Origin of the sequence: Nocardioides soli (assembly GCF_014191495.1) — a bacterium.
GTDB lineage: Bacteria > Actinomycetota > Actinomycetes > Propionibacteriales > Nocardioidaceae > Nocardioides > Nocardioides soli.
Genome location: NZ_JACHWR010000002.1, coordinates 162,900 through 175,526, shown reverse-complemented (window position 1 = coordinate 175,526; position 12,627 = coordinate 162,900). Strand labels below are relative to the sequence as shown.

The 12,627-nt window shown below is 72.2% G+C and carries 11 protein-coding genes; 6 read left to right on the top strand and 5 right to left on the bottom strand.

From position 1 onward, the window contains the following. Positions 1-80 precede the first annotated feature (80 nt). On the top strand, positions 81-722 hold the full coding sequence (upp, locus tag FHU40_RS11320) for a uracil phosphoribosyltransferase (protein WP_183592448.1): 642 nt from the start codon (positions 81-83) through the stop codon (positions 720-722). A 51-nt stretch (positions 723-773) separates the two neighbouring features. Next, a complete protein-coding gene (locus FHU40_RS11315) occupies positions 774-2,270 on the top strand; it encodes a calcium-binding protein (protein WP_183592447.1) in 1,497 nt (498 codons plus the stop codon). Between the two features lie 15 nt (positions 2,271-2,285). Here the strand turns inward: FHU40_RS11315 and FHU40_RS11310 are convergent, their stop codons facing one another. Next, entirely contained in the window at positions 2,286-2,462 is a 177-nt protein-coding gene (locus FHU40_RS11310) for a hypothetical protein (RefSeq protein ID WP_183592446.1), read from the bottom strand. A 73-nt stretch (positions 2,463-2,535) separates the two neighbouring features. Between FHU40_RS11310 and FHU40_RS11305 the strand changes: the two genes are divergently transcribed. After that, positions 2,536-3,294, top strand: a complete 759-nt coding sequence (locus tag FHU40_RS11305; RefSeq protein ID WP_252274982.1) for a GTP pyrophosphokinase — start codon at positions 2,536-2,538, stop codon at positions 3,292-3,294. On the opposite strand, the gene thpR is transcribed toward FHU40_RS11305, so the two are convergent. Both thpR and FHU40_RS11295 read right to left on the bottom strand, forming a co-directional pair. After that, positions 3,258-3,836, bottom strand: a complete 579-nt coding sequence (thpR, locus tag FHU40_RS11300) for an RNA 2',3'-cyclic phosphodiesterase (RefSeq protein WP_246390560.1) — start codon at positions 3,834-3,836, stop codon at positions 3,258-3,260. The genes FHU40_RS11305 and thpR overlap by 37 nt on opposite strands. Positions 3,837-3,846: 10 nt before the next feature. Continuing rightward, on the bottom strand, positions 3,847-4,584 hold the full coding sequence (locus FHU40_RS11295) for a VIT1/CCC1 transporter family protein (protein WP_183592444.1): 738 nt from the start codon (positions 4,582-4,584) through the stop codon (positions 3,847-3,849). Positions 4,585-4,751: 167 nt separating this feature from the next. On the opposite strand from FHU40_RS11295, the gene glgX reads away from it, so the two are divergent. The 3 genes from glgX to treZ are packed head-to-tail and all read left to right on the top strand — an operon-like array spanning position 4,752 to position 11,050. Continuing rightward, the gene (gene glgX / locus FHU40_RS11290) at positions 4,752-6,929 is read left to right on the top strand and encodes a glycogen debranching protein GlgX (RefSeq protein WP_183593754.1); all 2,178 of its coding nucleotides are present in this window, start codon (positions 4,752-4,754) and stop codon (positions 6,927-6,929) included. Positions 6,930-6,933: 4 nt separating this feature from the next. After that, positions 6,934-9,276, top strand: coding sequence for a malto-oligosyltrehalose synthase (treY, locus tag FHU40_RS11285; protein WP_183592443.1), 2,343 nt, complete (start codon positions 6,934-6,936; stop codon positions 9,274-9,276). A gap of 1 nt (position 9,277) precedes the next feature. Beyond that, positions 9,278-11,050 carry a malto-oligosyltrehalose trehalohydrolase gene (gene treZ, locus FHU40_RS11280; protein ID WP_183592442.1) on the top strand — a complete coding sequence of 591 codons (1,773 nt, stop codon included), beginning with the start codon at positions 9,278-9,280 and terminating at the stop codon, positions 11,048-11,050. Here the strand turns inward: treZ and FHU40_RS11275 are convergent. Together FHU40_RS11275 and FHU40_RS11270 are read right to left on the bottom strand one after the other, a co-directional pair. Beyond that, positions 11,034-11,744 carry a hypothetical protein gene (locus FHU40_RS11275; RefSeq protein ID WP_183592441.1) on the bottom strand — a complete coding sequence of 237 codons (711 nt, stop codon included), beginning with the start codon at positions 11,742-11,744 and terminating at the stop codon, positions 11,034-11,036. The two genes, treZ and FHU40_RS11275, sit on opposite strands and share 17 nt — an antisense overlap. 188 nt (positions 11,745-11,932) lie before the next feature. Then, complete coding sequence (locus FHU40_RS11270; RefSeq protein WP_183592440.1) at positions 11,933-12,622, bottom strand: NAD-dependent deacylase; 690 nt, start codon at positions 12,620-12,622, stop codon at positions 11,933-11,935. Between the last annotated feature and the right edge of the window lie 5 nt (positions 12,623-12,627).

Genomic DNA, 12,627 nt, shown 5'->3' with positions numbered 1-12,627 from the left:
CGCCATCGATGCCTCCAGGGTGGCAGACCGGACGGGAGTGGCCAACCCCCTTTCGGCCCTCAGCCATTAGGGTTCGGGGCATGCGCACCCACGTCGTCGACCACCCGCTCGTCGCCCACAAGCTGACCCACCTGCGCGACGAGGGCACCGACTCGCCGACGTTCCGCCGGCTCGCCGACGAGCTGGTGACCCTGCTGGCCTACGAGGCGACCCGCGACGTGCGCGTCACCCCCTACGACATCGTGACGCCGGTGGCGCCGACGACGGGCGTCTCGCTGGCGACCCCGAAGCCGCTGGTGGTGCCGATCCTGCGCGCCGGCCTGGGCATGCTCGACGGGATGATGCGGCTGCTGCCGACGGCCGAGGTCGGCTTCCTCGGCATGATCCGCAACGAGGAGACGCTGCAGGCATCGACGTACGCCGAGCGGCTGCCCGAGGACCTCTCGGGGCGCCAGTGCTACGTGCTCGACCCGATGCTGGCGACCGGCGGCACGCTGGCCGCGGCGATCCGGTTCCTCACCGACCGCGGCGCCAACGACATCACCGCGATCTGCCTGCTCGCGGCTCCCGAGGGCTGCGAGCGGCTGGAGCGCGAGCTCGACGGCCTCGACGTGCCGGTCACGGTCGTCACCGCGGCCCTCGACGAGCGGCTCAACGAGAAGGGGTACATCGTGCCCGGCCTCGGCGACGCCGGCGACCGGCTGTACGGCGTCGCCGGCTGAGCGGATCGTCCGGGGCGTTTACCGCGGCGCCCGCGTGCTCATGATCCACCCATGAGCATTCTCGGGAACCACGCTCGTCCAGCGCGCCACGTCGTCCTCACCGCGGCCGTCACCCTCGTCGTCCCGCTCACCGTCGCCTGGGCCTCGGCACCGGCCGGTGCGGCCCCGGCCGACGTGCTCTGCCAGGGCAAGCCCTCGGACAAGGTCGCGACCGCTGCCGGGCAGACGATCACCGGCACTCCCCAGCGCGACGTGCTGTCCGCCAACGGCTTCGCCCAGGTCACCGTCGTCGGGCTCGGTGGCGACGACGTGCTCTGCGGCAGTCCGTCGGGGTCGAGCGCGGCACCGGCCGCGGTGCGCGGGGGCACCGGGGCCGACTCGATCGATGCCGGCCCGGGCGTGCGCATCCACGGCGGCGACGGCAACGACTCGATCACCGGGGCCTCGGCGGTGCTCCACGGCGACGCGGGCCACGACCAGATCCACGCCTCCGGGGGCGGCGGCACCTTCGCCTACGGCGACGAGGGCAACGACGTCCTCGACTCCACCGGCGGCGACGACCAGCACCTGTTCGGCAACGAGGGCGACGACAGCCTCTCCGCACCCGGCGGCAGCGGGCACGTGCTCACCCCGGGCGCCGGCAACGACACCATCACCGGCCCACCGACCGCGACCCTCGACTACAACGGCTCGGCACCGGTCACCTTCGACGTCGCGGCGGGCACCGCGATCGGCCAGGGCACCGACACCTTCAGCGGCGTCCGCCGGTTCGACGGCGGCACCGGAGCCGACGTCTTCCTCGGCACCGGCGACACCGAGTACTACAGCAGCGTCGACGCGCTCTCCACGAGTACGCCGGGCGTCGACGCGGTGTGGACCGCCGGCGGCGACGACCACGTCACGGTCGCCTCCGGCGACGTGCACGCCGGCCCGGGCGACGACTACGTGCGCATCCTCGGCGGAAGCGCGGCCGGCAACTCCGGCAACGACACGCTGATCGCGTCGTACCAGGGCACGCTCGACGGCGGCTCGGGCAAGGACCGCCTGCGCGGCGAGGTCGACCTCACCGCCAACCTGATCCCGGTGGGCGCCTTCGCCTTCCGCGGCGGCGAGGGCAAGGACCGGATCCGGCTGCCCTACCCGACCCTCGCCTCCGGCGCCGTCACCGCCTGCGGTGCGCTGCCGGCCTGCACCAGCACGGCCCAGGGCGGCGCCGGCGTCGACCTGCTCGACCTGCGCGACGTCCACGGGAGGACCAAGGTCGACCTCGCCGGGCACGGAAAGGTCTCCTACCGGTTCGGCACCTCGACGGCCGCCGGCTTCGAGCGGGTCCAGGGCTCCCAGGGCAAGGACCGGATCCGGGGCAACGCCGCGGCCAACCGGATCGACGGCAACGGCGGGGCCGACCGGATCTGGGGGCGCGGCGGCCGCGACGTGCTGATCGGCGGCGCCGGTCGGGACCGGTTGGTGGGCGGACCGGGTCGCGACATCACCCAGGGCGGCTCCGGCCACGACGTGTGCCGGGGCGAGGTGCGCCGCCGCTGCTGACGCCGGGGCCATGGGTCAGCCGCCCGGGAAGATCTGCACGGTCCCGGTGGCGATCAGCACCATCAGCACCAGCACGAGGACGCCGAGGGCGCCGTAGACCCACTCCTTGCCGATCCGGGTCTCGCGGGACTCGGGCGCGTCGTACCGGTGACCGTCCGGCCGGCCGAGCCGCTCGTCGTCTTCCTCGCTCATGCACCTCCAACGACCGAGTCGTCGGGAGGTCACCGGCACAGCGGGCACCCACCCGCTTCGTAGTGTGGATGCCGTGACCACGGGACCCGGCACCCAGGAGGAGGACTTCCGGCGGTTCATGCTGGAGCACCGGTTCGGCATGGACGAGGTCGTCACCAAGCTCAACATCCTGCGCGACGAGTTCACCCACCTGCACGACTACAACCCGATCGAGAGCGTCTCCTCCCGGCTCAAGTCGCCCGAGAGCCTCCTGGAGAAGATCCGGCGCAAGGGCCTCTCGCTCGACGAGCACCCGTCGTTCGACGAGGTCCGGGCGAAGGTCACCGACATCGCCGGCGTCCGGGTCGTGTGCAGCTTCACCTCCGACGTCTACCGCGTCTTCGACCTGCTCACCGAGCAGCCGGACATCACCACGATGGAGGTCCGCGACTACGTCGGCACACCGAAGCCGAACGGCTACCGCAGCCTGCACGCGCTCGTCGAGGTGCCGGTCTTCCTCTCCGGCGGGGCGAAGCCGGTGACGGTTGAGGTGCAGTTCCGCACGATCGCGATGGACTTCTGGGCCAGCCTCGAGCACAAGATCTACTACAAGTACCGCCGCGACGTCCCGGCCGACCTGCTCGACGGGCTGCGCGAGGCGGCCGAGACGTCGTACGCCCTCGACACCACGATGGAGCGGCTGCACCAGGAGGTGCGGGGGCTCGACGCCCTGCCGTCGTCGGTGGTCACCGAGCTCCAGGACGGCGTCAGCCACCCGGACGCCGCCCTCCTGGCCGCGCTGCGCCGGATCGGCGCTCAGCCGCCGAGCTCGAACTCGCCGACCTCCTCGTAGCGGGGCCGGCCGCGCGGCCCCTCCCCGAGGTACGACGCGACCAGCGTGACCCGGTCGACGCTCCAGCGCGGCCCGGCGTACCCGTCGAGCAGCCGGACCCAGCTGGTCAGCTCCGTGGAGTGGCCGACCCGGGCCACGGTCAGGTGCGGCCGGAAGCGCTGCCCGTCGACCTCGATCCCCGCCCGCGCGGCCGCGGCGCGGCAGCCGGTCGCGAGCCGGTCGAGCTGGGCGCGGGCCGCCTCGTCGAGGTCCAGCCCGGCCCAGAGCACCCGTGCCCGCCCGACGTTCGGGAAGGCGCCGCCGCCGGTGATCGCGGTCTCGAACGCAGTACGCCGTGCGGCCGCCCGGGCCAGCCGCTCGGCGAGGTCGTCGAGCCGGCGCTCCTCGACCCGAGCCAGGAATGCCAGCGTGACGTGGAGCTGCTCGCTGCTCGCCCACCGGAACGGCGCGGCCGACCGGCGCGGCTCGAGGAACTCGTCGAGGTGCTCAATCGCCTCGACCGGCGGCACGACGGCGGCGAACATCCGCATCGCAGTGGGCATCGGCCGCCCGTCACCCGATCTGCGTGCCGAGCGCGGAGCCGATGGCATAGGTCACGGCCATCGCGAAGAGTCCACCGGCCATGTTGCGCACCACGGCGCGCCCGGGCTTGGCGTACCCGAGCCGGGCGCTGACGAAGCCGGTCGCGGCCAACGCGACGACCACGGCCCCGACGGTGAGCCAGAGCCGGAGATCGGGCGCGGCCAGCGTCATCGTCAGCAGCGGCAGCAGCGCGCCGACCGTGAAGGACAGCATCGACGCCCACGCCGCGTGCCAGGGACTCGAGATGTCGTCCGGGTCGATCCCGAGCTCGACCTCGGCGTGCGCCCCCAGCGCGTCCTTCCTCGTCAGCGCCTCGGCGACCTCCTGGGCCAGGGACTCGTCGAGGCCCTTCTCGACGTAGAGCGCCGTGAGCTCGGCGAGCTCCTCGTCGGGCATCTCGGCCAGCTCCTGGCGCTCCCGGTCGAGCAGCGCGAGCTCGGAGTCGCGCTGGGTGCTGACGGAGACGTACTCGCCGGCACCCATGCTCATCGCGCCCGCGGCCAGCCCGGCGACGCCGGCGATCACGATCGCGGAGCGCTCGCTGGTCGCACCGACGGCGCCGATCACGATGCCGGCCGTCGAGACGATGCCGTCGTTGGCGCCGAGCACGGCCGCGCGCAGCCAGTTCAGTCGGCTGGCGAGCCCGCCGGAGCGGTGCGGCTCACCCTCGTGCGGCCCGCTGGGGACGTCGATCTCGCTGGCGGTCATGCCCGAATCCTTCGCCTGCTCGGCACGACCCGCAACCGGGGGTGGTGGCGGGACCGCGGGTTCGGCCCTCCCGCGGGCGGGGTACGTGTGCTTCGATCGTTCCAAGCAGCGGCCGACGGGCGGTGGACCAGGCGGTGGACCAGGCGGTGGACCAGGCGGTGGACAGGGTGGAGTGCTGGCCGGGTCAGGCCTACCCGCTGGGCGCGACGTTCGACGGCAGCGGCACCAACTTCGCGCTGTTCAGCGAGGTCGCCGAGCGCGTGGAGCTGTGCCTCTTCGACGCGGAGGGCACGGAGACTCGGGTCGAGCTGACCGAGGTGGACGCCTTCGTGTGGCACTGCTACCTGCCCGGCGTCCAGCCCGGGCAGCGCTACGGCTACCGGGTGCACGGCCCCTGGGAGCCCGAGCAGGGTCAGCGCGGCAACCCGGCCAAGCTGCTGCTCGACCCGTACGCCAAGGCGACCGCCGGCGAGATCGACTGGGACCAGGCGCTCTTCTCCTACGACTTCGGCGATCCCGACTCCCGCAACGACGACGACTCCGCGCCGCACATGACGTACGGCGTGGTCATCAACCCGTTCTTCGACTGGGAGGGCGACCGGCGCCTCGACTACCCCTACAACGAGTCGGTCGTCTACGAGGCCCACGTCAAGGGCCTCACCGCGCTCCATCCCGACGTGCCCGAGGACCTGCGCGGCACCTACGCCGGCGTCGCGCACCCGGCCGTCATCGAGCACCTGACCAAGCTCGGCGTGACCGCGATCGAGCTGATGCCGGTGCACCAGTTCGTACAGGACAGCACCCTGCTCGAGAAGGGACTGCGCAACTACTGGGGCTACAACACCCTCGGCTTCTTCGCCCCGCACGCCGACTACTCCGCCATGGCGCGCGACGAGGAGCGCCTGGGCCAGCAGGTGCAGGAGTTCAAGGCGATGGTCAAGGCGCTGCACGCCGCCGACATCGAGGTCATCCTCGACGTGGTCTACAACCACACGGCGGAGGGCAACCACCTCGGCCCGACGCTGAGCTTCAAGGGCATCGACAACGCGGCGTACTACCGCCTGGTCGAGGACGACCAGCGCTACTACATGGACTACACGGGCACCGGCAACAGCCTCAACGTCCGGCACCCGCACTCGCTCCAGCTGCTCATGGACTCGCTGCGCTACTGGGTCACCGAGATGCACGTCGACGGCTTCCGCTTCGACCTCGCGTCGACGCTGGCCCGGGAGTTCTACGACGTCGACCGGCTCTCGACGTTCTTCGAGCTCGTGCAGCAGGACCCGGTCGTCAGCCAGGTGAAGCTGATCGCCGAGCCCTGGGACATCGGCCCCGGCGGCTACCAGATCGGCGGCTTCCCGCCGCAGTGGACCGAGTGGAACGGCAAGTACCGCGACACCGTCCGCGACTTCTGGCGTGGCGAGCCGTCCCTCGGGGAGTTCGCGTCCCGGATCGCCGGCTCCGCCGATCTCTACGAGCACTCCGGCCGGCGCCCGGTCGCGAGCATCAACTTCGTCACCGCACACGACGGCTTCACGCTGCGCGACCTGGTGTCGTACGACGAGAAGCACAACGCCGCCAACGGCGAGGGGAACAACGACGGCGAGAGCCACAACCGCTCGTGGAACCACGGCGTCGAAGGCCCCACCGACGATCCTGAGATCCTCGCGGCGCGCTCCCGGTCGCAGCGCAACCTGATCGCCACGCTGCTGCTCAGCCAGGGAGTCCCGATGCTGCTGCACGGCGACGAACTGGGCCGCACCCAGCAGGGCAACAACAACACCTACGCCCAGGACAACGAGCTCTCGTGGGTGCACTGGGACGACGCGGACCAGCCGCTGGTCGAGTTCACCGCGGCCGTCTCCCGGCTGCGCCGGGAGCACCCGACGTTCCGGCGCAAGCGCTTCTTCACCGGCGACACGGTGCGCGTGCCCGACGGGGGCGACGGCGACCGGCTCAACGACATCGTCTGGCTGCACCTCGACGGGCGACCGATGGAGGACGACGACTGGCAGGGCGGGGCGCAGGCGCTCGGCATGTACCTCAACGGCCACGGCATCGCCGGTCGCGACGAGCGCGGACGGCAGATCGTCGACGACCACTTCCTGCTCTACTTCAACGCCGACGGCGAGGCGACGGTCACGCTCCCACCCGAGGAGTACGCCGACGCCTGGGACGTGATCGTCGACACCGGCGGATCCGCCGACGAGGACGGCACGTTCGCCGCCGGCGAGACGTTCCCGATCCCCACGCGCAGCATGGTCGTGCTCCGCGAGCACCGGGAGCCCGCGGTCGAGCCGGACCTGTCCGTGGCGGCGTCGGTCGCGCAGGCGCGGAAGGCCTGAGGCCATGAGGGTGCCTGTCTCGACGTACCGCCTGCAGATCACGCCCGACTTCGACCTCTTCGAGGCCGCACGGCGGCTGCCGTACCTGCACGACCTCGGCGTCGACTGGGTCTACCTTTCCCCGCTGCTCGCGTCGGAGCCCGGCAGTCAGCACGGGTACGACGTCGTCGCGTTCGACCACGTCGACCCGCAGCGCGGCGGGCCCGCGGGCCTCGCCGCGCTGTCGGCCGAGGCGCGCCGGCTGGGCATGGGCGTGCTCGTCGACATCGTGCCCAACCACGTCGGCGTCGCGACGCCGGAGGAGGACCCGTGGTGGTGGGACGTGCTGCGGCTCGGCCGGGAGTCCGAGCACGCGGTCGCCTTCGACGTCGACTGGGCGGCGGGCGGGGGCAAGATCCTGATCCCGGTCGTCGGCGACGGCGACGAGCAGGCGATCGAGGTGCGGGACGGCCACCTCCACTACCGCGACCACCGGTTCCCGCTCGCACCCGGCACGAGCACGCACGACGAGCAGCACTACCGCCTCGTCAACTGGCGCGAGGCCGACGACAACCTCAACTACCGCCGCTTCTTCGCGGTCAGCACGCTCGCCGCCCTACGCGTCGAGGACCCCGAGGTCTTCGCCGAGACGCACGTCGAGATCCGGCGCTGGTTCGACGAGGGGCTGGTCGACGGGCTGCGGGTCGACCACCCCGACGGGCTGCGCGACCCGAAGCGCTACCTCGACGACCTGGCCGCCCTCACCGGCGGTGCCTACGTGCTCGTCGAGAAGATCCTGGAGGCGGGCGAGACGCTGCCGTCGTCCTGGGCGACGGCAGGCACCACCGGCTACGACGCACTGGCCCTGGTCGACCGCGTCCTCACCGATCCCGACGGGCAGGGCCCGCTCGACGCGCTGGAGGCGCGACTGCGCGGCGGCGAGATCCACTGGCCGTCGTTCGTGCTCGCCCGCAAGCTCGAGGTCGCGAACGGCATCCTGCACGCGGAGGTGCGGCGGATCGTCCGCGAGGTGCGGCACCTCGACGACTCGGTCCCGGCGGCCGAGCTCGAGTACGCCGTCGCGCACCTGCTCGCCGCGTTCCCGGTCTATCGCTCCTACCTCCCCGAAGGCCGCGAGCACCTCGACCAGGCGTTCGAGACCGCCCGGATCAACACTCAGCACGTGGACTCCCGGGCCTTCGACGTCCTCGAACCGCTGCTCTCCGACCCGTGGACGCAGCCGGCCCGACGCTTCCAGCAGACCAGCGGCATGGTGATGGCCAAGGGCGTCGAGGACTGCGCCTTCTACCGCTGGTCGCGGCTCACCTCGCTCAACGAGGTCGGCGGCGACCCCTCGATCTTCGCCGTCGACGTCGACGACTTCCACCACGCGATGACGCTGCGCCAGCGCGACCGGCCGCTCGCGATGACGACGCTGTCGACCCACGACACCAAGCGCGGCGAGGACGTGCGCGCCCGGATCACCGTGCTCGCCGAGCTGCCCGACGTGTGGTCCGCGGCCCTCGACGAGCTGCTGCGCCTGGCGCCGGTGCCCGACCCCGGGTTCGGCTCGCTGCTCTGGCAGGCGGTGCTCGGCGCCTGGCCGGCCTCCCCCGCGCGCCTGCACCGGTACGCCGAGAAGGCGATGCGCGAGGCGGGCGACCACACCACGTGGACCGATCCCGACGAGGCCTACGAGTCGGCCGTACACGCCGCCGTCGACGCGATCTTCACCTCCCCGGACGTCGAGCGGGTGCTCACCGACCTCTGCACCCACGTCGACGAGCCCGGCCGCTCGAACTCCCTCGCGGCCAAGCTGATCGCGCTCACCATGCCCGGGGTGCCCGACGTCTATCAGGGCAGCGAGCTGTGGGAGACCTCGCTCGTCGACCCCGACAACCGGCGCCCGGTCGACTTCGACCACCGGGCGGCCGTGCTCGCCGGCACGGCCGGGGACGACGCCGCCACGAAGCTCCACGTCACCTGCACCGCGCTGACCGTGCGACGCGAGCGACCCGAGCTGTTCACGTCGTACGCCCCCGTGCTGGCGCGCGGTTCCGCGGCCGACCACGTGCTCGCGTTCGACCGCGGCGGCGCCGTCACCGTCGCGACCCGGCTGCCGGTCGGCCTCGGGCTGCGGGGCGGCTGGGGCGACACGACGCTCGACCTGCCCGCCGGGCGCTGGCACGACGTGCTCACGGGGCACACGGTGGTTTCGAGGCTCAGGCGCCAGGGCGCCTTCGCACCTCAACCACCGGAGCCGGCGGTTGAGGTGCGAGGAGCGCCAGCGACGAGCCTCGAAACCACCGTCCCGCTGAGCGACCTGCTGGCCACGCACCCCGTCGCCCTGCTGGTCCGGGAGGACTGAGATGAGCCGAGGTGCCTTCGACGTCTGGGCGCCGCGGCCGCATCGGGTGCGGCTGTTGTGCGGGGACAACGCCGGCGGATCGGTGATCGAGATGAGGCGCGGCGCCGACGACTGGTGGACGCCGGCCGAGCCGCTGCCGCCGACGGCCGACGACGAGTACGTCGACTACGGCTACCTGCTCGACGACGACCCCGACCCACGGCCGGATCCGCGCTCGCGCCGCCAGCCCGGCGGGGTCCACGAGCTCTCGCGACGCGATCGCACGACGTACACCTGGACGGACCAGGCCTGGACGGGGCGGCAGCTCGCAGGCTCGGTCGTCTACGAGCTGCACGTCGGGACCTTCACACCCGAGGGGACCTTCGACGCCGCCCTCGGCCGGCTCGACCACCTTCGCTCGATCGGGGTCGACCTCGTCGAGCTGATGCCGGTCAACGCCTTCAACGGCACCCACAACTGGGGGTACGACGGGGTCGGCTGGTTCGCCGTGCACGAAGGGTACGGCGGGCCGGAGGGCTACCAGCGGTTCGTCGACGGCTGCCACGCCGCCGGGCTCGGCGTCATCCAGGACGTGGTCTACAACCACCTCGGCCCGTCGGGCAACTACCTCCCCGACTTCGCGCCGTACCTCAAGGAGGGCACGAACACCTGGGGCGAGCTGGTCAACCTCGACGGGGAGGGCTCGGCCGAGGTGCGGCGCTACGTCCTCGACAACGTGCGGATGTGGCTCGAGGACTACCACGTCGACGGCCTGCGGCTCGACGCCGTGCACGCGCTCAGCGACTCCTCGCCCACCCACCTGCTCGAGGAGATGGCGGTCGAGGTGGCCGCGCTGTCGGCCCACCAGCGCCGACCGCTCACGCTGATCGCGGAGTCCGACCTCAACGACCCGAGACTGATCCGGCCGCGGGAGGCCGGCGGCTACGGCCTGGACGCCCAGTGGAGCGACGACTTCCACCATGCCGTCCACGTCGCACTGACGGGCGAGACGAGCGGCTACTACGCCGACTTCGCGCCCCTGTCGGCGCTGGCGAAGGTCTGCGAGCGCGGGTTCTTCCACGACGGCACGTTCTCGTCCTTCCGCGGGCGCGCCCACGGCCACACGATCGACACGGCCACGACGCCGACCTGGCGGCTGGTCGTGTGCAGCCAGAACCACGACCAGATCGGGAACCGCGCGCGTGGCGATCGGATCACCGAGGTGCTCGACGACGACCAGCTGGGCTGCGCGGCGATGCTGACCCTGCTCGGGCCGTTCACCCCGATGCTCTTCATGGGCGAGGAGTGGGCGGCGTCGACGCCGTTCCAGTTCTTCACCTCGCACCCCGAGCCGGAGCTGGGCCGGGCGACCGCCGAGGGCCGGATCGCCGAGTTCGCGCGGATGGGCTGGGACCCGGCGGTCGTGCCCGACCCGCAGGACCCCGCGACGTACCAGCGATCGAAGCTCGACTGGTCGGAGACCGGCTCGGGGCGGCACGCGCGGCTGCTCGATCTCTACCGGCGGCTCGGGCGACTGCGCCGGGAGCGGCCGGAGCTCACCGACCCGTCGTTCGGCTCCGTGCGCTGCACCGTCGACGAGGAGACCCGGCTGTTCACCCTGCGCCGCGGTCCGCTGCTCGTCGCGCTCAACCTGGGCGAGGGAGTCGTCGCCCTCGCCGCGCGGGGTGGCCTGCTGCTCGAGACGGGCGGGGGCGCAACGCACGACGGCGGGAGGCTGAGCCTCCCGCCGCACGTGGGAGCGGTCGTCGGTCCCGGTCTCAGCCCAGCGAGTTGAGGTCGACGACCTCGCTGTCGCTCGGGGCCTGCACGTCCACCGACTCGTCGAAGTCGCTGAAGGTCACCGACCCGGGCTCGTCGCCCTCGGTCTTCTCGACCTTGACCAGGTAGTGCGGCTCGTCGACGAGCACGTAGCCGGTCGAGGTGCCCTCGTCGTCCTTGCTCTCGATGGCGAGCACCTTGTCGCCGTCGATCTCGTCGTCGCCGGTCTTGGAGTACGTCGTGTCGTCGTCGCCCGCGATCAGCTCGTCGAGCAGCTCGTCGAGGTCGCAGAGCTCCGCGAAGCCGTCCTCGCCGTCGGGCACGACCACCCACTTGTCGGCGACCAGGCTCATGACCTGCTCGGCGTTGTCGCCGGCGAAGGACGTCCAGAACGCCTCGTCGGGCTTCATCCAGACCGATCCGCCGGTGCCGAGGAGCTCGGTCGTGCCCCCGCCGAACCCGAGCGTGCCGGTGCAGTCGGCGTCGGTGTTGAGCTGCATGTCGAGCTCGATCTCCTGGCCACCGGTGCTGACCGATCCCGCGACCCGGACCGAGTCGAGGCCCTCCATGTCCTTCTTGGCGCGCTCGACGATCTTGTCGGCCGACTGGCCCTCGAAGTCGCCACCGCTGCCGTCGTCCCCACCGCAGGCCGTCAGCAGGGCCGCCCCGAGCCCGAGTGCCGCCAGTCCCATGCTCACCTTGATCGTCATGGCGTCCACCCTTTCATCGGCGAACCGGCACTGGCTACCGACTACTCCGCGGCCTAGACGAGGGCCCGGTCACACCGGGGGTTTCGAGGCTCGGGCCTGGCGGCCCTCGCACCTCAACCACCGTGGGCCTGGCGATCCTCGCACCCGGACGCCGACGACACCGGCGACGCCGCCGGCCGGACCCGAGGTCAGGAGCCCAGGACCTCGGAGACCCACCGCGGCACGAGCACGGAGGCCGGACCCTGCCGGGCCTCGGCGAAGAGGGCGGATCCGGCGCTGGGCTCCAGGTTGAGCTCGACGGTGTGCGCACCGCGCCCGCCGGCGTACTGCACGAAGCCAGCGGCGGGATAGACCGCACCCGAGGTGCCGATCGAGACGAAGACGTCGGCCCGGTCGAGGGCGGCGGAGATCCGGTCCATCTCGTAGGGGATCTCGCCGAACCAGACCACGTCGGGCCGCAGCTCGGTCACGCCGCACCGCGGGCACGGCGGATGGTCCGCGAGGTCGTCGTGCCAGTCGGTGCGCCCGTCGCAGGCACGACACCAGGCCGAGCGCAGCCGCCCGTGCATGTGCACGACGCGGGTCGAGCCGCCGCGCTCGTGCAGGTCGTCGATGTTCTGGGTCACCACGAGCAGGTCGTCGCCGATCGCCTCCTCGAGCCGGGCGAGCGCGTGGTGCGCCGGGTTCGGGTCCACGGTCGCGAGCGCCGCCCGCCGGGCGTCGTAGAAGCGGTGCACCACCGAGGGCTGGTACTCGAAGGCCTCGGGTGTCGCGACGTCCTCGACCCGGTGGCCCTCCCAGAGCCCGTCGGCGTCGCGGAAGGTCGGCACCCCACTCTCGGCCGACACCCCGGCCCCGGTCAGGACCACGATCCTCATCGGGC